This window comes from Alkanindiges illinoisensis DSM 15370 (assembly GCF_000619845.1).
In the GTDB taxonomy this organism is placed as follows: Bacteria; Pseudomonadota; Gammaproteobacteria; order Pseudomonadales; family Moraxellaceae; genus Alkanindiges; species Alkanindiges illinoisensis.
This window is the reverse complement of sequence record NZ_JHUX01000007.1, coordinates 134915-159398: the sequence shown is the minus strand read 5'-3', so window position 1 is coordinate 159398 and position 24484 is coordinate 134915. Positions and strand designations below refer to the sequence as shown.

Sequence of the window (24484 nt, the reverse complement as noted above, 5' to 3'; positions counted from 1 at the left end):
TGATGTCTGTCAATACAACGAAACAGTACTGGTGTAATAGCCCTTAATGCACTAATTGATGATGAGTCAGCCTGAGATTATTTACGGGTGTAGCGGCTTCTTGCATAGAAAAACCAATATAACAGTTGATAGGCTAATGCATAAATAACAAACAGCCCAATCGCACCCTGAAGCAACCCTACCAACACCTTGGCTAAAAACAGGTAGGTATTATGAAACATCAGACTATGCCATTTTAGCATGGCCTGCACTGCACAAAACAGCGAACCCGCGCACACAATAGAGATAATTAATAAACTAACCCACGATTTTAGTACAATAATCGGTATATTGGCGAATGCTACTTTTTGCCAAGTCACCTGCTTTGCCTTAGTCTTGATAAACCAGCCTAAATAGACCAGTGCCATCGTGGAGCTGGCATATTGCAAAAGTCGAGCCAATGACATATCACCAAGATAATCCAAGCGAATAGAGACTTGTAACCAGAAAATACGCTCGGCAATAAAGCCATCAGGATGGGTAATGCCATCCCAGATTAAGTGTGTGATGGAACCCAGCAATAAGCCTAAAATAATCGTAATACCAGATTTCCCCCATTGCTGAAACTCATGAGGTGACGCTAAGGCGGTAATAGCTAACCACGGCTGCAGTAATGCTATTGCCGCCGGTTTTAATAGCCAGTGCCACAGCATGAATAGGCCCAACCCCCAAGGTAGACAGTAGCTTAGCAACCCAGGCCATGAATGTGATTGCTCAGATACAGCTTGGGAACTATTTAAAAAATATGGCAAATCCGGCAGCATAGTGCCAAGGAGTAATGCCTCAAAATTAATCCATCGTCGATAGCGGTAAAATGGAAGTGCTGCTGCCATATGCGATAATGTAAAAGCCATTTAGTGCCATAGGATGTCAGAACCTGACATTAACCTTCCTTCCGCAAGGGTCGGGCTGGATTTCCCACCACCGTGATACCAGCAGGCACACTTTTGGTGACTACTGCACCCATACCAATAACTGACCCTTGACCAATAATTAATGGCTTATCTGGTGTACCCTGTTTAATGACGGCCCCTGTTCCAATATAAGCATGGTCTTCAATGATGATGTTGCCATTGCACTTTACTCCCGGTGCAAAAGTCACAAAGTCACCAATAATGCAGTCGTGCTCAACATAGCTATACAAATTGGCATGAAAGCATTTGCCAATTTTAATATTGGAGGTCAGGGTGACAAACGGGCTTAGTGCTGCTCCTGCACCAATTTCCACCTGATCCATAATGACTACATTGCTGGCTTTAACCTGCCATAATTGGATGCCATCCTGCTCAAGCTGCTGGGCTAACTTTTGGCGGATATGACTATTGGCAATGGCAATCTGGACAAATTTATTTTGTGCTTCTAAAACTTTAAACGCGGCATAATTTAATGCAGTATGTCCATTAATTTCTTTGGGTTGTTCCAAGCTGTCATCAATAAAATAAATTTCTGCTTTAAGTCCTTCTCGCTGCAATTGCTCGCGTGCCACTGGCATTAAACTGCGGCCACAACCAGATGCCCCATAAATGGCATAAACAGTATTAGTCATTGTCTTGCTCAGGCTTTGAACCGGTAAACTTATTCATGATGGTGTCTTTCTCCTGAGGTAAAAGACGTTGTCTGGCACGTTCTATAGCGAGATGCAGGCGTTGTTGCAATATATCCTTGGATGGCAATACTGTGAGGTATTCCGCCACATGGATATCCGATTGTTCCAAATCCAGCAATTCAATTTGCTCATGCTTTTTAGATGAACACAAGATAATCCCTAGCGGTGGATTCTCATCTTTTTCCTGTTCATATTTGGCAAGCCAGCGCAAATACAGTTCCATTTGACTTTTATGGGAGTGTCGAAATTTTTCTGTTTTTAAGTCAATAGCAATCAGGCGTTTTAATTTGCGGTTATAAAACAACAAGTCAATATAAAAATCATCTTCGTCAATCTGGATACGTTTTTGCCGTGCAATAAATGTAAATCCTGAACCCAACTCTAAAAGAAATTGTTCAATATCCCTTAAAATTGCATCTTCCAGATCCTTTTCAAGATAACGATCATTTAAATCAAGAAAGTCAAGAATGTAGGGATCTTTAAGCAGCAAGTCCGGGTTAACCTGACCGGATTGTCTTAATTGTGCGAGTTCGTGAATAATCGTTTGTTCTGGTTGTTTAGAAATAGCGGTTCGTTCAAATAGCATTGAGCCAATGCGCTCATCCAGAGTCCGGGTTGACCAGCGTTCCTGTATTGCCATCGTTAAATAAAAGTCACGCTTTAGCGGCTCATCAATATATATAAGCGTTTTAAAATGAGTCCAGCTTAACTGCTCACGCACTGCGTGAACAATCTCATTATCCTGATATATTTCTGCAAATCTTACACAATAATTCAGTTGAGCCTTACTCCAGCCCTTACCAAATTGCTCAGTTAAATTTTTGGATAAGTTGCCAATAATCTGTTTGCCATAATCTGCACGGCTACCCTGCAATATTTCCTGTCTGATCCGCTGCCCGACCTGCCAATATAACAGGGTTAGCTCAGCATTAACGGCTATGGCAGCTTGTCGCTTGGCAGCATGAATTAACTCAATTACTTCATGTGTTAACTGTGGCGTTGCTAATGCAGCATGCGTTTTATCAGTCATCATTTATGGTTAGGCAATCAGGCAAATATAAAAAAGTATTAATCATTTTTTTGCTCAGGATTTGAACCCGTGAACTTGCTCATGGTTGCTTCGCCTTCAGCGCTAATATCATCTTTTGACAGCACTTTATGTACGGTTTTAAACATGATCTTAAAATCGAGTAATGTTGACTGATTTTCAACATACCAGCTATCCAGCTTAAATTTTTCATCCCAGCCAATGGCATTGCGGCCATTAACCTGTGCATGGCCAGTCATACCGGGACGCACATTATGGCGTTTGGCCTGCTCAGTATTATAAAGCGGTAAATACTCCATGAGTAGTGGGCGCGGGCCGACCACACTCATATCACCTTTAATGACATTCCACAGTTCTGGCATTTCATCAAGGCTGGTAGAACGCAGCATTTGACCAAATGGCGTTAAACGCTCACTGTCTGGCAAGGGATTGCCCTGTGTATCCACTGCATCACGCATGGTACGAAACTTAATCATTTCAAAGGGCTTACCATCTAGTCCCGGACGAATTTGCCGGAATAAGACTGGTGAACCCAAGTTCTTTTTAACTTTATAAGCTACATAGATGTAGAGAGGTGACAGGATAATCAAAGCGGTTGAGGCAATGATGATGTCCAGTAGTCGCTTAATCATAAAATTCCCATTTCACTTAGCATGGTTTGATTGACTGCATTAACATCAAACTTTTCTTCTGCAAATTTACGTGAAGCGGCACCCATTTTATAAATAAGTTCAGGATTAAGAATAAATTTTTCCATAGCGTTAGCCAGCTCACTGACGGATTTTATAGGAATGAGATAACCATTGTAGCCATCAATCACCGTTTCACGGCAGCCGGGAGCATTCGTAGTAATAATTGGTCTGCCCATGGCCATTGCTTCAAGTACAGTCCGCGGTGTGCCTTCACGATAAGACGGCAAAACATAAATGGAACTAGCAGCAATAGCGGGCTTAACATCACTCAACTTGCCCCAATAGTGAAATAGCCCCTCGCTGATCCAACCGTCAAGCTCATCTTGCCGAATTGCATTAGGGTTATCATCAATCCACCCAACCAAATCAAATTGAATTTGTGGGTGTTTATTTTTAATAATTTTAGCTGCTTGTGCATATTCACGTATGCCTTTATCACCCAATAATCTGGCAATTAATAAAAACTTTGGTGTGGGTAGATTATTATTCGTAGGAAAAGGTTTTACGGCATACTCAAATACATTTACACCAGATCCATTCACGACAAAACTTGAAACTGAATCTTTTAAGATTCCCATTTTTTTAAATAACATCTGATCATCAGGATTTTGAAAAAATACTTTTTTTGTCGAGGATAATGCTGTGGCATATAACTGATGAACCAAGCGTTGCAAATTAGTCTTTTTATAATTTAATTCTTCTGCACCCTGAAAGGCATAGCCTAAACCCGTAATAAGGGCAAACCGGTTGGGGACGCGAGCAAAAGTTGCCGCCAATACGCCATAAATAACCGGTTTAATGGTATAGCCCATCACATAATCCGGCTTAATCTTTTTCATCAAGTGGTATAGAGCAAATAAGGTTTTTGCATCTGCAATGGGATTAGTGCCTGTACGCTGCATGGGAATATCATAGACAGCGTAGCCCAATGCCTTTAAAGCATTAAATTCTTCAGGGAAATGATTAAATTCTGGCGCAGCAATATGAATTTCAAAGCCAGCGTTTTGCAGAGCTTTAATTAAGGCACCGCGAAATTTTAGGATAGAAGCTGGATAGCTGGCGATTAAGAGAAATTTCATTATTTAATAAGTTCCTCAACTTTTTGCCAAAAAGCTTCTACAGAGCGGTTTTGATTAATATATTCTTTATTGTTGAAAGAATTATCTATTGGGTTTTTTAAGTTTGCCCTCAGTGACGTTTCAATAGCTTCAATTGAACAATCCTGTGTAATAGATATATAAGGTATAGAATTAACCCCATCTGTACACGGTGTCGTAATAATTTGCTTTGATCCAGAGGCCATCATCTCAATAAGCACATTCGGGAAACCTTCTATTTCGGATGAAATTATCCCTATATCTGCTTTAGCAAACCACTGAATTGGATTACTAATTTTTCCAGTAAATATTACTCTGTCCGTTAAATCTAGGGTTTCTACAAGTTTAGCCAAACTCTCACGCTCAGGCCCATCACCAATAATAACTAATCCTGTATTAGGAAAATCACTTGCCACATTTGCGAAAGATATTATCAAATGATCAAATTTTTTTAAGGAAATTAAACGGCCACAGCCAACGATTAAGGTGGAAAAAGGCTTTTTTTCAAGCTGGCTACTGGCAAGCTGCTCACTGATATAAGTTAGATTTACGGGATTAGGAAATACCTCAATAACTTTAGCAGGTGCATAACCTAAGTTAGCAATGAGTGAAGTTTCCATTCTTTCGGTCTGGCAAATGATTAAATCTTGCTTACCATACATGAACCTATAAATTAGCTTAAAAATAAAACGCCATAAACCAAAGAAGCGCTCAAAGATAACAGTTGATTCACGGCTAATAAGGTATTTTGTTTTAAAAAGTCCTAGCTTACGCATAAAGCTTAATACACCATTTACATGCGTATGTGATGAAAAAGAAAAGTCATAATTATTTTTATAACTTAGATAAATTAGGCTAAGCAAAAACATAGGTAATGAGGTCTTCTCAGAACCATAGTTTTTAACAATAAAATTTAGATTAGGATGATCTTTTATTTTATCCCAACCTTCTTGTTCACCACGCGACATAACATACATGGTAACATGATGACCTTCTTCTAAAAGCATCATTATTATATTAAACATCACACGCTCTGCCCCTCCTAGAACGGCAGTAGGTGAGGCAAAGAAAAAATTATACTTCATCGCTTTTTAACGCCATAGACAAAGATTTGGATAAATTTCTCATAAGTACAAGATATCGCTAGGATTGACTTTTTTATATATACTTAATTTATTATAGATAATATAGTATAACTGAATAAACAGGATTATGAAAAATCAAAATTCTAGGATTTAAGCTAGGAAATTTAGATGATAAACCTCCTTTAATCTCATCCATTTTATTAATTCCGCAGCCTAGATACCAAGTAAGTTTTTGATATATTATAAAATTTATTAACTTCTTATATAAGAAAAAAAATTTATTATATTTAAAATAATTAATTACCATAAAAAATACTCCTACTTACTTAGCCGTATTCGGCTTGATACAAGTAATACTATATAAACAAATAAATAGATAAAAAATATACTACCAAGATGAGGAAAAAAAGAACCTCTTGCTAATATTACTGAGTTCATCAAGAAATAACATCCGACAGCATACAGAAAGACACTACCTGTACGCTTATAAAATACAAAATCAAAAGCAATGAATAGTCGGCCTATAAAATAGGCTAAAATTAAAGCTCCGATAAATCCTACATTAAGTAGAGCATCACCAACAATGGAGTTTCCTAAACCGTAACTTTCCTGAGTATATGAGGTAATAAGAAAAGAAGCATTTATATCTTGCTTATTTAGCCCGGTGACAAGCATCAAAGTAGAGACACCAAAAGGTATAAACATTAATATACCTGTTAACACTGATATACCATATAAGCTGGTGCCGTTATACCATAAGCTAAATGCAGTTGAATAAGAACGAAAAGAAGCAGATAGTTCAGCTGTGAATGGTATTATTGAAGAGTTCTTATCCGATGTTTGAAATCTACTGAATGCATCCAAAAAGGCATGTAAAAGATCAGTACTTCTAAAATCTACAGCTCCAATTAGTTTTATTATTGATAAAAAATATCCTGCAATAAATAAAAGGATAAAAAAATAAAAAATAGATATACTCTTTCTAGAAATAATAAAAAAACTAAAAACTAAAAGAATTAAAGCTCGAATCGCTGGTCCTCTGTCTCCTGCAAGAAAAGTGCCAACTGAGAACAGAACTAGTATTAATAAAAATAATTTTGGAAAGAGGCTTAAAAATTTCTTAAAACTATATTGTTCACCTTGTATTTTCGCATTATATATTACCACCCCAAAACATATAGGTAGTATCCTTATAAAATAACCTAATATACTTCCTGCTATACCATCTGGATCCTCTTTATGCATACCGAAGTAATAGCTTGGCTCAATAGTTAAAAGGTGTAGTACAAAAAACAAATAAAAAGCTGCAAAAAAAGGTTGCCGCGGCAATAGCTTTCTCTCTAATGTTCCCATTGAGTTTAAACTATAATTTTTAATATTTACTCCCAGCTGATGAACAATACCAAAGATAACAGCACCAAAAAAAACTGTTGCATATAGCACATTTAAATTCAATAAATTATAATCGTAAATCACCCCAAATATATAACTTTCTTCATAAGAACCTAATAAAAAATCAACAGGCAGTTGAAGAAAAACAATAAAATATGAAATTATAAAAAGTAATGTTAAAGAGAAAGGATACTTACTCATTCTACAAATAAATATAGAATAAAAATAAATAACTAAAAAGTAAAAAAAGATGCCTATAGAAAGTAAAGTAAGATTTTTATCTATAGTTTTAGGAACTAGAAAATAGAAAATAGAAAAAAACAGTAAGGGTATAAAAGTAAGTAATTGGATAATAAATAAATTATATCTAATGTTAAACATATCGCAAATATTCCTTTAAATAATATTTTTTCTGTTTATTTTAAGCTTATGTAAAATATCATTTAGCATCCATTCTTGGGGCTCAAACTTACCCTCTTGCCAATTTAATTCGTTATCCCAATAACCCAGACAATTATCATAAAATTTTACTGGAAACCCATAACTTAACTCAACAATATGTGGAATTTCATTTATATAAATGAAATCTATTGTTAAACAGGATGACTGAATCTTTTCATTTAATCGTTGAGCTATTTTTAATATTCTTATATCTATATTTTCAGGATTGAATTCAATAAAATTTCCACTACCTGATGCTCTAAAGTCACCATCACGAACAAATCTTTTTAGTCCAAAAATTCTGCCCCCAATCATTTGAATCCGAATATCCGAGTCTAAATTAGGAGAGAAATCCTGAAAATATACATATCCTTTTTCAGGTGGTTGTTGCTTAGCAAACTTTGTAGTTATAAATAGCCTCATGAATCCTTTCAATAAATCTACAAAATTTGCTTTTCCTTCTTTAAATCTTCGCAGTCTCTCTCTAAATGCGGTTAGTCTATCAAACTGTGAAAATCCTTTTCCAAAGGCTTGCTCAATAAGACTCCTAGCTTCTTGTTTAGTTTTTATCAATTTTACATTAGCAGAGCCAGCACCACCTTTGAGCTTAAATACTTTGGGAAAAGAAGTTTTATTAACCCAATCTATGGCTTCTTGCTTATCGTAAAATACATAGCTTGGTACTAACGGCGCCCCAATAGCCTCAAGAAGATACTTTTGCGCTACCTTATCGTCAAAATGCCAACCTGTATTAAAGTCTGGAAATACCTTTACCCCAGCATGCTCTAGGGCAAATAATATGTGCTTAGCAGTGAGCACATCTTTGAATTGACCATGGTGGTGGTGCCACATAAAGGCATCGCAGTCGCCGACTTGTTGAATTATATTGCTATCAAATGCATTTACTATTTTATAGTTAATGCCCTGCTTTTCACAGTAAGTGATCCAACGATCAGAGAAGCTGCCTTCTCTATGGTGAATGGCTATCTTCATGATGTTTCTACCTAAGCAACTCAACATTGTGTCTGATGACAATTTTCAAAAACCCCACTATATCCAGTGTTTTTAAATCAAGCTTGAGGCGGTTAATTAACATTCTTTTAAAATATGACCTCTCATATCCGCTTTTGTCTCTTAGAGAGATAATCGATAATATGGACTTGTGGTAGTGAGACTTGGTTTTTGTTAGAGATTTACTATCTTCAAGGTTATAAATTGCTGTTACTCGTTGAGATTTAATAATAGCGTAATACTTCGCCAGCCTCGCCCATAAGTCTAAGTCCTCTCCACGATTTAAGTTATTATTGAAATAACCCACTTTGCTAAAGCATTCTCTGGATATAACAGCTATGCTTGTCCATATGAGGCTTTCTTGAATTGCCTCTTTAAAATAATTTTCTATCTTAAATATAGGAGTATTTCGTGGATGCTTAAACGTCTTCCTCTTGTCAGAATATTCAAATGAGGTTACAAATACTTTCTCATCTGGAAACATGCTCATCATCTTACATATTTCTTCAAGATGACCATTTTCCCATAAATCATCACCATCCAAGAACGCTATCCATTCTTGTTTAGCCTCTTTTATTCCTCTATTGCGTGCCGCCGAAACGCCTTGGTTATCTTGGTGAATGATACGAATTCTAGGGTCTTGTATTCTTTCAATCAGCTGAGCACTTTGATCAGTGGAACCATCATCCACTACAATGATTTCAAAGTCTTGGTAAGTTTGCTCCAATACAGAATTTATCGTATTTTCAATACTTAACTCTTTGTTGTATAAAGGTATTACCACTGAGAACATATCAGATACTCACCCCAGCGAAATTAAGCTCAGCTTTTTGGATAGCTTCTACTCTTTTGCCAGGAGAACAATAATCATTTTTAGAGATAATTTCTATAATTTGCTTTGCTTTACTCTTAACACAAAATTCACTGTCAAATAGCCTATAGGTGGGCTGATACTCAACAGTCTCCAAAAAATCTCCACATTTTCTATGGTATTCATTTAGCATGAATGGTATTTCAGCAAAGCAGGCAAAAATAGCAGCGTGCAGCCGTGTACTTATAACAAAATCACAGCTCTGTATAGCTTCCCACATTCGCTGCGTCTTTCTTTGGTATGGAACCACTTCAAAGCTTTTAGGCTGTACTTTACTGATAGTTTCTAGTGTTAGTCTCTCATCACCTATTTGGTCGTTTCCATTAATTATTAGAAATTTGAAATGGATATCCTCTTGAGTATCTAAATGTTTCAAGAGTTCACACATCATTTCATTACGCTTTATTTCATTATTTATATGAGTGGGCGCAACAATGCTCTCATAAGGGCAAACACTTATCCCTATAATTTTTTTATTTTTTTCCTTTTTACTTTCAGGATATATGTTAGGCATTAAAGCTGCCAGATCGAAAGCATTTACAGGCTGATAAGGTAAATCTAGCTGACTTACGATATCAAACGAAGCCTGATCACGTACAGCCAAGAAATCTAGGTAATGTAAATATTCATAAACTGCTCTTTCATCGTCACTAGATTTAAAAGGGCCTATTGAAACGCCTATACCACCAATCTTTATTTTTGAGCCTTGCTTTTTTAACTCTACGGCTTTTTGTTTAATATTTTTAGGATCCATTTTACTATGAATTGTCGATCCTCCTGCCGATATCAAACAGGAAGAATTTCTCAAGAGAAATTCGCCTTGAAGTCTATAAGTTTTAGGCAATGCCACTGGAAAACCGTAAACACTACCTGACTTTGTTTCAGGCAAATTCTCTTTTTTTGCCAAGTACCTAACTCCGTTCGCTCCCCAATAGGTTTTGGCTCCCCATTGGCTCACTTCTATAAAAGCATCATCGCCAGTATTTTTATGGCCGTAAAAGCCCGTGAATAGTATGTCCGACTGGAACATATTAGCTCCTTAAATCCTTAATGATGCCCCTAAGGTCTTTATCTAAGAGCAGTGAGAAACTAATGAACAAAGCAGTATTTAAAGAACCTATCAGGATGATTACCCCTATATCCGATGATATCCAAGTAGCTAAGAAAGCTTTAAAATAGTAGAGGACGGTAAACATTAAACTACCAACAATAAGCATAATAAATATATCCTTTATTTGATTAGCTACTGTATAGGCAAGTAATTTTCCACTGAAATACATATTTATAAAATAGGAAGAATAGGAAAAGGCTACAAGAGAGATAATCAGACCATTGAGGCCAAAACCTAGCCCAACTATTAAGCATAAAATACCAATTATTTTTTTAAGTATCTCCACCCATAAAAATAAATCACTTCGACCTTTTACTTTTAGAATATTCAGATTATAGGCACTAACAGGTCGGACAATTGAAGCCACCGCTAGGACTTGGAAGAAAGGTACGGCGGGCAACCACTTCTCACCAAAAACAAATCTAAAGCCCTCTTCAGCTACTAGAATGAGAGACAACATGATAGGTATTGTTGCGAACATCACCAACTTCATAGATTTGCGGTAGGCTCGTCTCAGTCCTGCATCATTATCGATATTGGCAAAATAAGGATAAGTCACCTTTCCCATCACTATGCTTATTTGCTGTACAGGAAAAAGACGCATGGTTTCCGCCTGATTGAACAAACCTACCTGCGTGGGAGAATAAAACTTACCTATCACAATCCGGTAAGCGTCATTATAAATCGTATCAATGAGACTAGAAATCGTGAGTTTATAACCGAATTTGAAATGATAAATAAATTTTTCTCTGTCAAAGATAAATGACGGACGCCAAGAGATAAGCATCCAGTTTTGAAGGGCAAAAATGATAGCCTGTGTTAAATTCAACCATACCAAGCTCCATACTCCGTAGCCTAAATAAGCCATAGAAACCCCTACAATGCCTGAGAGAAGAACCGACGGTATCTGCAATTTCATTTGCAGTTTAAAATTCATCTCTTTGGTGAGCTTTGTAATGTGGACAGCAACAAATGCTCTAATAACAAAACTCAGGGCTAATAAACGGATAATGTCCGTTAAAATCTCTTGGTTATAGAATCCAGCAATGAGGGGCGCAGTAACGTAGATGATTATGTAAATCATGCAACTCATCAGCAGATTGGTCACAAAAACAGTGGAATAATCTGCCTGATCCGGTTTTTGTGTGCGAATCAGCGAGCTTGTCATTCCACTATCCATTAAAGACTGCCCTATAGATATCAGCACAACAATCATCGCAATGAGGCCAAAGGCTTCAGGGGACAATAAGCGTGCCAATATCACTTGTACGCCAAAATTAATAATTTGGACGCTAAATTGCTGAATGAAGTTCCACTTCACGCCAGAAATTGCTTGTTTTTTAAGGCTCATTTAGCTCTGCTGCTATTTTATTGTGCCAAGTATCTGTACTACTTTAAAAACTGCACATACCAAGGCATTGCTTTCTCAATCCCTTGAATAATATTAAACTGAGGGTCATAATCCAATAGCGTTTGAATCTTAGTGATATCCGCCTGACTATGCCGTACGTCTCCAGCCCTAAAGTCCCGATACACTGGTGCTTTACTATAATTTACGCCATTGTTGCTTAAATTTTCTTTTAACGCTTCAAACAAAGTATTGAGTGTGGTACGCCCACCTACAGCCACGTTATAGACCTGATTCTTTGCTTCTGGATGAGTAACCGTGGCCGCCAGAATATTGGCCTGCACTGCATTTTCAATAAAATTGAAATCACGGCTGGTGTCGCCATCGCCATTAATAAATACTTCTTCATCTTTAATCATGGCAGCCGTCCACTTGGGGATTACCGCAGCATACGCACCATCAGGTGTTTGGCGTTTGCCAAAAATATTAAAGTAGCGTAGCCCAATGGTGCTAAAGTTATAAGTGCGGGCAAATACATCGGCATACAGCTCATTGACGTACTTGGTGACAGCATAAGGCGACAATGGATTGCCAATATTGGCTTCTACTTTGGGCAAAGCCGGATGGTCGCCATAAGTAGAGCTACTGGCTGCATAAGTAAAACTTGCAACCTGTGCATCACGGGCTGCAACCAGCATATTTAAAAAGCCAGTGATATTGGCACTGTTAGTGGTAATGGGATCAGCAATAGAGCGTGGAACAGAGCCTAAGGCTGCTTGATGCAATACATAATCCACGCCAGCGCAGGCTTTATGGCAGTCTTCCAGATTGCGGATATCACCTTCAATAAAACGAAAGTTTTGCCATTGTTCCGCACTGACCAGACTTTGTACTTCATCCAGATTATGCTGAAAACCCGTGGCAAAGTTATCTAACCCCACGACTTTTTGATCAAGCAGCAATAGCGTTTCTAATAAATTGGAACCAATAAAACCAGCCACACCGGTAACTAGCCATGTTTTAGGACTTTGTTGAAGATCAGTACAGACCTGTGTAAAACGGTTAACTTCGTTCATGTACCCCACCTCTTATAAACGCAAGTCAGAAGCGTCTTTATCTAGGACGTATTTTAAATCATACAGGACATGCGCTTCTCTACCCCATGCACGGATTTGCTCAGTGTTTAACGCCTTAAACTGTTCATGCGCGACCGCTAAAATAATCCCATCATACTGTCCGGCTTCTGGTGCGCCAATGGGTTGCAAGCCGTATTCATGTTTTGCCTCGCTTGCATTTACCCAAGGGTCATATACATCTACCTGAATGTTGTAATCTTTGAGTTCTGCCACAATGTCCACAATTTTGGTATTGCGTAAATCCGGGCAGTTTTCTTTAAAAGTTAGTCCCATGACCAAGACTTTTGCACCATCCACAACCATACGTTTTTTGAGCATGGCCTTAACCAACTGGTTAGCCACATACGCGCCCATGTTGTCATTGAGGCGACGGCCTGCCAGAATAATCTCTGGGTGATAGCCAATGGACTGGGCCTTATGGGTTAAATAATAGGGATCAACCCCAATGCAGTGCCCGCCAACCAAACCGGGACGGAACGGTAAAAAATTCCATTTGGTGCCAGCGGCCTTGAGTACTTCTTCGGTATCAATTCCCATCTTGTTAAAGATCAGTGCCAGCTCATTAATTAGCGCAATGTTGACATCACGCTGGGTATTTTCAATCACCTTGGCAGCCTCAGCCACTTTAATGCTGGAAGCCTTATGCGTACCCACTGTAATGATCTGGTTATAGACTGCATCTACCAGATCGGCAATTTCTAGGGTAGAACCAGAAGTGATTTTCTTGATATTAGTCACGCGGTGTTCTTTATCACCAGGATTAATCCGCTCGGGGCTATAACCAGCAAAGAAATCCTGGTTAAATTTTAAACCTGAATTTTTTTCCAGAACAGGAATGCAGTCTTCTTCAGTAGCGCCGGGATACACCGTGGATTCATACACCACGATATCGCCTTTTTTAAGTACCTTGGCAATGGTTTCAGACGCCTTAACCAGCGGTGTTAAATCTGGCTGCTTGTAGTCATCAATCGGGGTAGGTACGGTCACAATATAAAAATTGCAGGTAGCCAATTGGTTTAAATCAAAACTAAACGACAAACGTGGACTGGCCTTTAATTCCTCTGTAGAGACTTCCAGTGTATGATCTATGCCATTTTGCAAATCATTAATGCGGGTTTGATTAATGTCAAAGCCTACTACATCAAATTTTTTGCCAAATTCTACCGCCAATGGCAAACCTACATATCCTAGTCCGATCACCCCAATTTTAATGCTGGACAAGTTGTTCATATTGCTTTCCCCAATACTCTATTCATCAGTAATTTTTAAGATTTCGATCGATACTTATACGTATACGAATACCCTTCACTTTGCAGTGCACCTTGTGGTACATCATTGAGAACCAGACCATGTACATTTTGACCAGAATGCTGCAAGCGTGACATACACAGCTTGATTTCCTTGATTGGCGTTTTGCCATAACGAGCTACCAGCAAATTTAGTCCCGTATATTTGCTGATAATAATACCGTCGGTTACTGCCAATAATGGTGGTGAGTCAATAATAACGTGATCATATTGCTCGGAAATTTCATGAAGGAAACTTTCAAAGGCTGGATTTAACAATAATTCTGACGGATTAGCAGGGGTAGAACCCTTACTGACAAAAGACAGGCCTTTTACAGGTGTATCCTGAATGATATCGCGTGCCGCCAAATCTTTACTGCCACTGAGGTAATCAGCTAATCCATTGCCAGGATCTGCATTAAAGTACTTATGCATGTGACCACGACGCATATCAGCGTCAATCAACAATACAATCTTGCCGGTTTGCGCCAGAATAGTGGCCAGGTTGGCACAAATAAAAGACTTGCCAATTTCTGGCGCTGGACCTGAAATCAACACCACATTATTTTTGGCATTTTTTTGGGCAAAATACAACACTGTGCGCAGGCTACGCAGGCTTTCCAGTGTCAGGTCTTCATGGTCTTCTAGGGCCAGTAACGGTAAGGTTTTACTGCGTACTGAACGAAACTTATCCAGAATAGGGCTATGGGCCAGCGTTGCATATACGGGGAGGCTCGTTTGGGCTTCAATGCTTTCAGCATCCTTAACGCCGCTACTCAGCATATTTCTAAGTAAAGCCAGTAATACCCCGACAAAGCCACCCAGAAAAATTGACAGGATGAGTACCATTAGGGGTTTGGGCTGTACAGGTTTAAGAGGCAAAATCGCCGGATCAACCACGTGGGCATTACCAATCTGGCCAGCCTTAACCACTTTAAGTTGCTGGTAGCTGTTTAGCAGACTGGTATACAGTTCAGTATTGATTTGCACATCACGGTACAGTTGCAGGTACTGACGCTGCACTTCCGGCAAACGGTTTAAGCGCTGGTTTAATTCTTTGCTGCGCTGGGCAATGGCGGCCAGTTGGTCAGTGACTTCCTTCATTAGCGGGAAGTCATTGGTGTATTTGGCACCCAGCTCGGCACGTTTTTGTTCCAGTTCAATCCGTCTGGTTTCCAGCTCTACATTCTGGGTGAGCAGCAATTCAGATTCCTTGGTGACGTCAATGGTGTCATTTTTTTCGCGGAACTGGTTAAAACGGTTTTCAGAAGTTTCAAGCTGTGCCTTAAGCTCTGGCAACTGCTTGTCCAGAAAAGCCAGTGTATTCTGGCTTTCTGCCGATTTACGGGTAATATTTTGTTCCAGATAAACCTTTAAAATTTCATTTAAGGTATTGGTAATTAATACCTTGTCACTACCCGTATAATTCACTGAAATAATGCCGGTTAGCTTGCCTTTTTCAGCAGCGCTAAGCTGGGCATTAATTCGGTCCACCATGGTTTGCAAGGCAATCTGGCTAATGCTGAAATTGCTGCCTGCTACACCTAGGGCTTTATTAATATTCAGTTGCAGCAAGCCACCCGATACCATTTGTGCGACTGGCTGGCCAACCCGCCCTTTAACTATTTCACCAGTGGGCAGCGCAAGCTCATAATTTTCATTATCAATAAAGTGCAGTTGCAGTGGCTGGTTCAGCAAGTAAGCCGGAACCTTAAGCTGCCTAATATGTAAGGCAAGCCCCTGCGAGTTGCTCATAATAACCTGTGAAGGGCTATGGGTGGTCTGATACTGGGTCCGCTTGAACAGGCGATTACTAAAGGTGTTATCCAGACTCTGAATAGAAATATCCAGATTCAGGTTTTCAATGACTTTCGATAACACAAAACGTGACTTGATGAGCTCAACTTCGGTTTGCGCTGGTGATTGCACTTCCATCAGGTTGGCAACATCACCCAGCAACGCAGTGGACATATTTTTGTTATCTTCAACCTGAATCAACCCATTCACGCTATAGGTTGGGCTGGTAATGCGCAGGTAAAGTAATGCCAGAAGCAGCGCCAGCACGACACAGGCAACAATAATTTTCCATTGACGCAGGAGCATAAAAAATAATTGCTTGAGATCAATACTGTCGTCTGTATAAGTGCCTTGGTTTTGCCCGCTCATTATTTAATCCAGATCTTTAATTTATCAATCGCAATAACAGCGCTTGCATCCAACCATTGACCGAACCCACATAAGGGTTTGATCAAACTCCTGTTTATTATTTCGCAAGTTACTGTCATTGTAAGAATGTTATCCCACCAATTTTTCATGCCATGCCTTAATGCCGCTAATAATCATATCCCGGGCATAAATAAAGGCACCTTTAGGCTGCTGATAGGGGTCAGGAATTTCCTGATGCTGCCAGTGCCCTAGCAAAAATGTCTTTCCCCGGGCAAAAGGCCATTGTTTTTCCACCAGCTTTAACTGACCTTTGGTCATCACAAAGATCAGGTCAGCTTGCCTCAGCAGTTCTGTGTTTACCTTTTGCGCGCGATGGGCTGAAATATCAATTTCCATTTCCTGCATCAGGTCAACGGCATGCTCATCCGCTGGATAATCCACCAATCCCTGTAAACCAGCAGACAAAACTTTCTTGTCTGGAAAATACTGTTTCAGCAAGCCTTCCGCCATCGGGCTACGGCAAATATTGCCCGTACACAACACCAAAATGGTTTCAAATTCCACGTTCTGCTACCATTATTAGTTGCCATTGCCAATCAGCTGCCCGGTTCGAATCACATTAGCTGAAGGCAATAACAGATTCAGTACCCGGCTCCAGCGCGCAAGTCCACTGGCATCCACATAAATAATGTCACGTGGCTGTACCGCAAAACGCTGCGCCAGAGCCAGACTGGTAAAAGAGGATAAATCCAGCTGATAAACTGTAGCTAGATTGCCTTGAGCATTGTCACGCAGGACATAAACTTTGGCTGGATTGGCACTTAACGGATTTAGGCCTGCCCCTTCACCAATCACATCAGCCAGACTCATGCCCTGTTCACGCAGGATTAAAGGTGCTGGTCGGCCAGCTTCACCCAAAAAGTAAATTTTGCGGCTTTCGCGCGACAGGATATGAACTTCATCGCCATTCTGGATATAGAGCTGATTAGGAGACAAGCCCTGCTTTTGCAGATCCAGTAAGCCAAACTGGTAATTTATTCCGTTACGGATCAGGCTAATGGCATTCAGGTCACCGGTATTCAACATACCGCCTGCTGCACTTAATGCCCCGTATAAGTTAACGGGTTCATCTGAAATTACGTATTGGCCCGGCAAGCGGACTTCACCGCCTACAAAAAACTTGCGGCCCTTATATTGTAATACTTTAATCTGTGCATCGGGCTGCTTGAGATATCGGCTTAGCCGCTGGTTCAATTCCCGCTGTAAGGCAGTAACTGTTTTACCCTGCGCCCGGATTTGCTTGATTAACGGAAAGGACAGATTGCCTTCCTGATCAATTTTAAAGCCAATTTGCTCAGCATTGGCGGGCGTAATATTGGTTGCTGCTGGGGTAATTTCAGGATAAGCCCATAAATAAATGGACAGCACATCGCCTTTTTGCAATACATAATTGCCCGCAGGCTGCTGTTCAAACAACTGGGTCAATGCCTGATTAAAGCTGGTCTGGGGGATTGACAGCTGATTGGTCAGCTCGGCAGTAACCGGTACCAACTGGACTTGCAGCCCATTGGTTAAGGGCGTTACTTCCTGCGGCATTTCCGGCAGATCATCAGTGCGCATGCCCGGGATCAGGCTGCAACTGCTCATTAGCGTTGCACACACAAGCGGGATCATCCATTGATAAGCTCTGGCAGGACGATTTATGTTGAAAAAATATCGCACTCAAGAGTCCTTTTGACTGAACAGCTGATGACTAAATGACAAGAAGGAAATTCGCTGGGATTGTGGAAGATTCATCGAAAACTTGCAAGCTTCACTTTAACTAATCAATGGCTTTTTTGTTTGTACTAACATTAGGCCAGCTAAAAAATCAGTTCAGTTTGAGTTATAGATTGAGGAAGCGCGAATAAAACACATTTACGGGCAAAAAGCACGCTCAGGTTACAGCTTTCTGGATGAAATGCAAAAACGCCCCGACAAAATCAGGGCGCTATGATGACATCAAGCCAAGAGAGCTGGAGACAACAGGTGTTTTACTCCAGCCAACTGATAAAGGGGCATTGTATGCCCCTTATTCAGCGCTGATTAATAGAGAAAGAAATACCACATTTAATGATCCTGCGCCCCGGAAGCACCTACCCCGGTCATGGAGCGTACAAACTGGGCATCAAAGCGGGCTTTTTCACGCTGAGCACGTGCTGATTTGTCAGTGACTGAAAACAGCCAGCAGGCAGCAAATGACAGCACCATGGAAAATAGCGCTGGATTGCTGTATGGCAGTGGCGCACTGTCACCCAGTTTTAGGGTATCAACCCACACGGCCTTGGTGAAGAAAATCAGTACGACGGCACTAATCAGTCCCAGCCAGCCGCCAATGGTGGCCCCACGTGTTGTTAAACCTTTCCAGAACATGGACAGCACCAGCACCGGGAAATTGGCCGAAGCAGCCACAGCAAAGGCCAGCCCGACCATAAACGCCACATTTTGCTTTTCAAACACAATACCGAGGAACATGGCAAAAATCGCCAGTACCACGGTGGCAATCTTGGACACCCGCAGTTGTGAGGCTTCGGTGGTTTGACCTTTTTTAAACACATTGGCATATAGGTCATGCGATACCGCAGAGGCACCAGACAGGGTTAACCCGGCAACTACAGCCAAGATGGTGGCAAAGGCAACCGCAGAAATAAAGCCTAAAAACCAGTTACCAGCAACTGCATGGGCTAGGTGTACAGCGGCCATGTTTCCACCACCAATCAGTTCCAGCTTGCCGGACATGGCCATTTTGGCGGTATCCAGATAGGCCGGATTTTGCGATACAAATAAAATGGCACCAAAGCCAATAATAAAGGTAAGCAGGTAAAAGTAACCAATAAACCCGGTGGCAACCACCACGGATTTGCGGGCTTCCTTGGCATCCTTAACCGTAAAGAAGCGCATCAGGATATGTGGCAGGCCAGCCGTACCAAACATCAGTGCCAAGCCTAGGGAAATGGCATCAACCGGATTGGAAATCAAACCGCCGGGACCCATGATTTTGGTGGCCTCAGCCGTGGTGATGTCATGTGCAGTACCATAGGCGGCAATAGCCTGATTGAACATATTGCTAAAGCTAAAGCCAACTTCCTTAAGCACCATAAAGGCCATAAAGGTGGCACCACTGAGCAGCATGGCTGCCTTGATGATTTGCACCCAGGTGGTGGCCAGCATGCCACCAAACATCACATAGGCCATCATGAGCAGGCCAACAATCACCACTGCAATGTTGTAGTCAAGGCCAAACAGCAGCTTGATAAGCTGGCCTGCGCCAACCATTTGTGCAATCAAATAAAATGCAACAACCACCAGTGAGTTCACGGCTGCCATTGCCCGCACTGGTTTTTCTTCCAGCCGGAATGACGCCACATCGGAAAAGTTGTATTTGCCCAGGTTACGCAAGCGTTCTGCCACTAAAAACAGGACAATGGGCCAGCCTACCATAAAGCCTAGCGAGTACAGCAGGCCGTCATAGCCTGATGAAAACACCATGGCAGAAATCCCTAAAAAGGAAGCTGCCGACATAAAATCACCTGCAATGGCCAGGCCATTTTGAAAGCCGGTAATGCCACCACCTGCGGTATAAAAGTCCCTGGTGGAGTTGGTTCTTTTTGCAGCCCACTTGGTAATAAACAATGTGGCCGCCACAAAAATCACAAACATGATAATGGCAGTCCAGTTGGTGGCCTGCTTTTCGGCAACCCCCAGATCCGGTGAGGCATAAGCCATACTGGTTATACCACCAGCAATGGCCATTGTGCCCATGCCGGCTATTTTGCGGTTTAAGATGGTGAAAGCCAATCTTTTTGAAACTGACGGTATTGAAGTTGATAGTGCTGAATCCTGCATGTTAGCGCGCTCCCTGCTGGCTGTTATCACGGGTTTCACGGGATTTGATGTCGTTGACCACGTCCTGGGTCAGGCGCTCATGTTCTCCATTGGCAATCACCGAATACACGGCACATAACACAAATGCGGCCACAATTACGCCAATACCCAGCGGAATTCCCCAGGTAATGACACCACTATTAAACGAGCTGTGCAGGAAGTCTGGCGCGTAGGCCACCAATAAAATAAAGCCAATATAAATAATCAGCATCAGGGCTGACAGGCTCCAGCTAAGCGTTCGTTTTTTTTGAACCAGCAGTTTAAACTTTGGATTATTCAGCACCGCCTGAACGTGGCTGTCTTCTGCACTACCCTCTGGTTTATCACCGGGCCTTGCGCTGCTTTCTGTTGCGCTATTTTCCATGTTACACCTCGCTTTTTAACAAACAGCCAACCGTGGCCGCTGGGCGTTTATTCGCCAATTTTATGCATTTGACAGTAGCAACTTGCGCTACACTTGAAACTTAGACTTTGGTCTAGAAGGAATTTTGCTCCTTAAAACAGCGCTATCATGCAAGGATGACGTCGATGGGTACAATCATGAACAGCTGGCTGGTAATGGGTGTTTTGGCCATTTATATTGCCGCATTATTTGCCTGTGCCTTCTTTGGCGAGAAATATGCCAGCCGCCTAAGCCAGCGTGGCCGCATGCTGTTATTTAGCCTGACGCTGGGTGTGTATTGTTCATCCTGGACGTTTTATGGGGCTGTGGGTGAAACCGTTCGCAACGGCATTGGCTTTTTGCCGATCTATCTAGGGCCTTTGCTGTTTTTGTGGTTTGCCTATGATGTCTGGCGCAGGCTGGGCAATATCCGTCAGCGCCAGCCCATTTCATCCATTGCCGATTTTATTGCGGCGCGCTATGGCAAATCCGGTTTTCTGGCTGCACTGGTTACCATTCTGGCGGTGGTTGCGATTTTGCCGTATCTGGCCCTGCAGTTACGGGCGATTGCCTTAAGTACGGTGGTGCTGCTGGATCAGCCTAAAGATGCAGCCATTACCACACATGGCGTGTTACTGCTAACTGCCCTGCTGGCGGGTATTGCCATGCTGTTTGGCACCCGGCAGGCCGCAAGCAATGGCCAGCAGGGTGGCCTGATGGTGGCCGTGGCATTTGAATCGGCAGTTAAGTTGCTGGCACTGATCATTGTGGCGCTATTTGTGGTGCTGTTTAGCCAGCATCCAGTGGATCAGATTGGGCGCGACATTGGGGTGACTTTTCAGCAAATCCAGCGCGAAGGCCTGCCCGATTCCTTCTGGACGCAAACCCTGCTGGCCGGTGCTGCCATTATTTGCCTGCCGCGCCAGTTTCATGTGGCCGTGGTGGAACTCAAAGACAAGCGTCATTTAAATGGCGCACGCTTTTGGTTTTCTGTGTATTTGTTGCTCATGGTTCTGGCGATTATTCCCATTGCCAGTTGGGCCTTGCACATGCCCAGCACCACCCTGCCCATTCCCGATGTAGCCGTGCTAATGCTGCCCGTAATACATGAACAAACCTGGCTGGCCCTGCTGGCCTTTATTGGCGGGTTTTCTGCGGCAACCGGGATGCTGCTGGTGGCCACGCTGGCGCTATCCATCATGCTCAGCAACGACCTGATTTTACCGGCATTATGGCGCTTTAATATACTAAGCAAAAATGACCAGCACCTGTCGTACTGGATTCGAATGATTCGCCGGGTGTGCATTGGCGTGGTGATGCTGCTGGGCTATGTGGTTTATCGCATGCTGTCGGATACCAACCAGCTGTCTGCTTTTGGCCTGCTGGCCTTTAGTGCAGTGATCCAGTTTGCCCCGGCATTAATTGGCGGCCTGTACTGGCGTGGCGGTAGCTGTCATGGCGTGATCATTGGCCTGCTTGCCGGGTTTGCCCTTTGGGGCTATACCCTGTTCTGGCCTGCCATTTTGCGCAATATGCCCAGCTCACATCAGGAATGGGCCTTGTCCCTGCTGTATCAGGGACCGTGGCAGCAGCACTGGCTAAAGCCGGAAAGCCTGCTGGGGTTTTCCTCGCTTGACCCACTCACCCATGGCGTGCTGTGGTCCTTAGGGCTAAACCTGTTATTGTACATTTTAGTGCCCAAATACAAACGCTTAAGTATTGCCGAGCAAATTCAGGCCGAAAGTTTTTTTAAACATGACCTCTATGAAGAAGAACCTTCATCAAGCGCCAGCACCAACAGCACCGCAGGTGCACTGGAACAACTGGAACAGCAAACCCGCCTAAATATTGATGACCTGATTGCCTTGTCCTCGCGCATTAATGGGCCGCAACGTACCGAAGCGGCATTTATGCAGTTTGCGGCAGACAATCATTTGCCTTTTGACAAAAAAATGCTGGCTGACCATCGCTGGTGGCGCTTTACCGAGCAATATCTGGCCAGCGCCGTTGGGGCAGCTTCAGCACGCACGCTGCTGACCACTGTGCTGGTCAACAACGGGCTGGCCGTGGGTCAGGTGGTGAATATTCTGGATCAGGCTTCACAATGGCAACGCTTTAATCAAAGCCTGCTGATGATCATGATGGATTACATGACACAGGCCGTCAGCGTGGTGGATGCCGACATGCGGTTGGTGGCCTGGAACAAACGCTATCTGGAACTGTTTGATTATCCGGTAAATTTTGTCTACGTCGGCTGTCCAGTGGCCAATCTGATCCGCTATAACGCCGAACGTGGCGAGTGCGGGCATGGTGATGTGGAAGACCATATTGCCAGGCGAATCATGTGGATGCGTGCTGGTAACCCGCATGAATTTGAACGGCAGCGCGCGGATGGCCGCATTATTGAAATGCGCGGTCACCCGATTACCGGCGGTGGCTTTGTTACCACCTATGCTGATATTACCGTATACCGTCATACCGAAGCCCTGCTGGAAGCCCGGGTACAGGAACGCACCCAGCAGCTTGAGCGTGCCCTGCGTGAACAGCAGTATGCCCGGCAGCAGGCTGACCTTGCCAACACCTCCAAAACCCGGTTTATTGCCGCTGCCAGCCATGACCTGTTGCAGCCCATGCATGCGGCGCGACTGTTTGCAGCGGCGCTGGAACATGCCAATTTGCCACCTGCCGATCAGGAAACCCTGCAACAACTGGATCGTGCCCTGCATGGTGCCGAAAGTATCATGACGGCCTTGCTGGACATTGCCCGGCTGGATGGCAATGGCATGAAGCCCAACCTCACCGAATTTGCCCTGAATGATTTGCTGCATGACCTACAGGTGCAATTTCAGCCCATTGCCGAACAGCGCGGCCTGCAATTGCGGGTTCATGCCACCCGGTTATGGGTTAAAACCGACCCGCAATGGCTACGCCGCATGTTGCAGAATTTTGTCAGTAATGCGCTACGTTATACTGCGCAAGGTCGAGTGGTGGTCGGGGTGATGGGCAGTGGTAGCCAGCCGGATCATTTACGTGTTGGCGTGTGGGATACCGGCCCCGGCATTGCTGAGGCGCAGCAGGCGCAACTATTTGCCGAGTTCCAGCGTGCCGGACACACTTCACCGTGGGGCGAACAAGGTATTGGTTTGGGTTTGGCGATTGTCGAGCGCATGGCCAAACGGCTGGGACACCAGATTAGTTTTCACTCTAAGGTGGATCATGGCTCGTGTTTTATGCTGGAACTGCCTACCGTACCGCCACGTCAGCAAACAGTAAGCAGCAGTGTCCCGGTTCAAAATACCCTGACTAGCCTGAAAGTACTGTGTTTGGACAACGACGCCACCATTTTGCAGGGCATGCAGCTTTTGCTGGACAAATGGGGCTGTCAGTTGTTTCTGGCACAAACACCGGAACAGGCACGGCAGATCCTGAGTACCGAAACCATTCAGGTGCTTCTGGTGGATCAGCATCTGGATGCAGAAATTGAAGGGCTTGAATTTTTGCTTAAATACAACACCAACAAAATTCCTGCCGCTCTGATTACTGCAGACAGCAACCCTGACCTACCGCAGATTGTGAAAGAGCACAGTATTGTCCTGCTTAAAAAACCACTCAAGCCCGCTGCCTTGCGTGCCTTTCTGGCTGGCATTCGCGCTTAAGCAAACGGATACAATTTCACAACAGTGTTAAAAAAGCGACAGCCTGCCAATTGAATGTTTTTTAAACAGTTAATGTATGGTTGAGCTGGCGCTAGACTTAAGTCCACTACAGAACAACTGTGCACTCAAATATAAGATCAACAGCATTCACGCATTATTTTAGTGTGGCAATAGTTTATACAGCGGCTTTATG

General features: G+C 42.6%; 19 protein-coding genes. 1 reads left to right on the top strand and 18 read right to left on the bottom strand.

The window, feature by feature from the left end:
- Nucleotides 1-77: 77 nt before the first annotated feature.
- The 18 genes from Q337_RS0111815 to Q337_RS0111725 form a co-directional block, all read right to left on the bottom strand.
- Nucleotides 78-893, bottom strand: coding sequence for a DUF4184 family protein (locus Q337_RS0111815; protein WP_026471765.1), 816 nt, complete (start codon nucleotides 891-893; stop codon nucleotides 78-80).
- A gap of 29 nt (nucleotides 894-922) precedes the next feature.
- Nucleotides 923-1585, bottom strand: a complete 663-nt coding sequence (locus Q337_RS0111810) for an acetyltransferase (protein ID WP_026471764.1) — start codon at nucleotides 1583-1585, stop codon at nucleotides 923-925.
- The gene (locus Q337_RS17620; RefSeq protein ID WP_456059081.1) at nucleotides 1578-2678 is read right to left on the bottom strand and encodes a PDDEXK nuclease domain-containing protein; all 1101 of its coding nucleotides are present in this window, start codon (nucleotides 2676-2678) and stop codon (nucleotides 1578-1580) included. Before Q337_RS17620 ends, Q337_RS0111810 begins: the two co-directional genes overlap by 8 nt.
- Before the next feature lie 35 nt (nucleotides 2679-2713).
- Nucleotides 2714-3325 (bottom strand): sugar transferase, encoded by a 612-nt coding sequence (locus Q337_RS0111800; protein ID WP_026471763.1) that lies wholly within the window; start codon nucleotides 3323-3325, stop codon nucleotides 2714-2716.
- Nucleotides 3322-4464: a glycosyltransferase family 4 protein gene (locus Q337_RS0111795; protein ID WP_026471762.1), complete on the bottom strand. Its 1143-nt coding sequence runs from the start codon at nucleotides 4462-4464 to the stop codon at nucleotides 3322-3324. The genes Q337_RS0111800 and Q337_RS0111795 overlap by 4 nt, the downstream gene beginning before the upstream one ends.
- Nucleotides 4464-5567, bottom strand: coding sequence for a glycosyltransferase (locus Q337_RS0111790; protein ID WP_026471761.1), 1104 nt, complete (start codon nucleotides 5565-5567; stop codon nucleotides 4464-4466). Before Q337_RS0111790 ends, Q337_RS0111795 begins: the two co-directional genes overlap by 1 nt.
- A 318-nt stretch (nucleotides 5568-5885) precedes the next feature.
- Nucleotides 5886-7340, bottom strand: coding sequence for an O-antigen polymerase (locus tag Q337_RS0111785; protein ID WP_026471760.1), 1455 nt, complete (start codon nucleotides 7338-7340; stop codon nucleotides 5886-5888).
- 15 nt (nucleotides 7341-7355) lie between these two features.
- The gene (locus Q337_RS0111780; protein WP_026471759.1) at nucleotides 7356-8393 is read right to left on the bottom strand and encodes an ATP-grasp domain-containing protein; all 1038 of its coding nucleotides are present in this window, start codon (nucleotides 8391-8393) and stop codon (nucleotides 7356-7358) included.
- Between the two features lie 7 nt (nucleotides 8394-8400).
- The gene (locus tag Q337_RS17615; RefSeq protein ID WP_051526833.1) at nucleotides 8401-9204 is read right to left on the bottom strand and encodes a glycosyltransferase family 2 protein; all 804 of its coding nucleotides are present in this window, start codon (nucleotides 9202-9204) and stop codon (nucleotides 8401-8403) included.
- Between the two features lies 1 nt (nucleotide 9205).
- Nucleotides 9206-10312, bottom strand: a complete 1107-nt coding sequence (locus tag Q337_RS0111770) for a polysaccharide pyruvyl transferase family protein (protein ID WP_026471758.1) — start codon at nucleotides 10310-10312, stop codon at nucleotides 9206-9208.
- Nucleotide 10313: 1 nt separating this feature from the next.
- Nucleotides 10314-11744 (bottom strand): lipopolysaccharide biosynthesis protein, encoded by a 1431-nt coding sequence (locus Q337_RS0111765; protein WP_026471757.1) that lies wholly within the window; start codon nucleotides 11742-11744, stop codon nucleotides 10314-10316.
- Between the two features lie 38 nt (nucleotides 11745-11782).
- On the bottom strand, nucleotides 11783-12817 hold the full coding sequence (locus Q337_RS0111760; RefSeq protein ID WP_034280201.1) for an NAD-dependent epimerase/dehydratase family protein: 1035 nt from the start codon (nucleotides 12815-12817) through the stop codon (nucleotides 11783-11785).
- Between the two features lie 12 nt (nucleotides 12818-12829).
- The gene (tviB, locus tag Q337_RS0111755; RefSeq protein WP_026471755.1) at nucleotides 12830-14107 is read right to left on the bottom strand and encodes a Vi polysaccharide biosynthesis UDP-N-acetylglucosamine C-6 dehydrogenase TviB; all 1278 of its coding nucleotides are present in this window, start codon (nucleotides 14105-14107) and stop codon (nucleotides 12830-12832) included.
- A 35-nt stretch (nucleotides 14108-14142) separates the two neighbouring features.
- The gene (locus Q337_RS0111750; protein WP_034280198.1) at nucleotides 14143-16329 is read right to left on the bottom strand and encodes a polysaccharide biosynthesis tyrosine autokinase; all 2187 of its coding nucleotides are present in this window, start codon (nucleotides 16327-16329) and stop codon (nucleotides 14143-14145) included.
- 129 nt (nucleotides 16330-16458) lie between these two features.
- Nucleotides 16459-16893 carry a low molecular weight protein-tyrosine-phosphatase gene (locus Q337_RS0111740; RefSeq protein ID WP_026471753.1) on the bottom strand — a complete coding sequence of 145 codons (435 nt, stop codon included), beginning with the start codon at nucleotides 16891-16893 and terminating at the stop codon, nucleotides 16459-16461.
- 15 nt (nucleotides 16894-16908) lie between these two features.
- Nucleotides 16909-17976 (bottom strand): polysaccharide biosynthesis/export family protein, encoded by a 1068-nt coding sequence (locus Q337_RS0111735; RefSeq protein WP_051526832.1) that lies wholly within the window; start codon nucleotides 17974-17976, stop codon nucleotides 16909-16911.
- A 462-nt stretch (nucleotides 17977-18438) separates the two neighbouring features.
- Nucleotides 18439-20130 (bottom strand): cation acetate symporter, encoded by a 1692-nt coding sequence (locus Q337_RS0111730; RefSeq protein ID WP_051526840.1) that lies wholly within the window; start codon nucleotides 20128-20130, stop codon nucleotides 18439-18441.
- Nucleotides 20131-20215: 85 nt separating this feature from the next.
- Nucleotides 20216-20617 carry a DUF485 domain-containing protein gene (locus Q337_RS0111725; RefSeq protein ID WP_051526831.1) on the bottom strand — a complete coding sequence of 134 codons (402 nt, stop codon included), beginning with the start codon at nucleotides 20615-20617 and terminating at the stop codon, nucleotides 20216-20218.
- Between the two features lie 176 nt (nucleotides 20618-20793).
- Here Q337_RS0111725 and Q337_RS0111720 point away from each other — a divergent pair, with 176 nt between their 5' ends.
- On the top strand, nucleotides 20794-24291 hold the full coding sequence (locus Q337_RS0111720; protein WP_084494823.1) for a PAS-domain containing protein: 3498 nt from the start codon (nucleotides 20794-20796) through the stop codon (nucleotides 24289-24291).
- The last annotated feature ends 193 nt before the right edge of the window (nucleotides 24292-24484 follow it).

What these genes read in the sequence shown, in the direction of transcription:
- Q337_RS0111815 (WP_026471765.1), bottom strand. Translation starts at nt 893, where the DNA reads ATGGCTTTTACATTATCGCATATGGCAGCAGCACTTCCATTTTACCGC.
- Q337_RS0111810 (WP_026471764.1), bottom strand. Translation starts at nt 1,585, where the DNA reads ATGACTAATACTGTTTATGCCATTTATGGGGCATCTGGTTGTGGCCGC.
- Q337_RS17620 (WP_456059081.1), bottom strand. Translation starts at nt 2,678, where the DNA reads ATGATGACTGATAAAACGCATGCTGCATTAGCAACGCCACAGTTAACA.
- Q337_RS0111800 (WP_026471763.1), bottom strand. Translation starts at nt 3,325, where the DNA reads ATGATTAAGCGACTACTGGACATCATCATTGCCTCAACCGCTTTGATT.
- Q337_RS0111795 (WP_026471762.1), bottom strand. Translation starts at nt 4,464, where the DNA reads ATGAAATTTCTCTTAATCGCCAGCTATCCAGCTTCTATCCTAAAATTT.
- Q337_RS0111790 (WP_026471761.1), bottom strand. Translation starts at nt 5,567, where the DNA reads ATGAAGTATAATTTTTTCTTTGCCTCACCTACTGCCGTTCTAGGAGGG.
- Q337_RS0111785 (WP_026471760.1), bottom strand. Translation starts at nt 7,340, where the DNA reads ATGTTTAACATTAGATATAATTTATTTATTATCCAATTACTTACTTTT.
- Q337_RS0111780 (WP_026471759.1), bottom strand. Translation starts at nt 8,393, where the DNA reads ATGAAGATAGCCATTCACCATAGAGAAGGCAGCTTCTCTGATCGTTGG.
- Q337_RS17615 (WP_051526833.1), bottom strand. Translation starts at nt 9,204, where the DNA reads ATGTTCTCAGTGGTAATACCTTTATACAACAAAGAGTTAAGTATTGAA.
- Q337_RS0111770 (WP_026471758.1), bottom strand. Translation starts at nt 10,312, where the DNA reads ATGTTCCAGTCGGACATACTATTCACGGGCTTTTACGGCCATAAAAAT.
- Q337_RS0111765 (WP_026471757.1), bottom strand. Translation starts at nt 11,744, where the DNA reads ATGAGCCTTAAAAAACAAGCAATTTCTGGCGTGAAGTGGAACTTCATT.
- Q337_RS0111760 (WP_034280201.1), bottom strand. Translation starts at nt 12,817, where the DNA reads ATGAACGAAGTTAACCGTTTTACACAGGTCTGTACTGATCTTCAACAA.
- tviB (WP_026471755.1), bottom strand. Translation starts at nt 14,107, where the DNA reads ATGAACAACTTGTCCAGCATTAAAATTGGGGTGATCGGACTAGGATAT.
- Q337_RS0111750 (WP_034280198.1), bottom strand. Translation starts at nt 16,329, where the DNA reads ATGAGCGGGCAAAACCAAGGCACTTATACAGACGACAGTATTGATCTC.
- Q337_RS0111735 (WP_051526832.1), bottom strand. Translation starts at nt 17,976, where the DNA reads ATGAGCAGTTGCAGCCTGATCCCGGGCATGCGCACTGATGATCTGCCG.
- Q337_RS0111730 (WP_051526840.1), bottom strand. Translation starts at nt 20,130, where the DNA reads ATGGGCACAATGGCCATTGCTGGTGGTATAACCAGTATGGCTTATGCC.
- Q337_RS0111725 (WP_051526831.1), bottom strand. Translation starts at nt 20,617, where the DNA reads ATGGAAAATAGCGCAACAGAAAGCAGCGCAAGGCCCGGTGATAAACCA.
- Q337_RS0111720 (WP_084494823.1), top strand. Translation starts at nt 20,794, where the DNA reads ATGAACAGCTGGCTGGTAATGGGTGTTTTGGCCATTTATATTGCCGCA.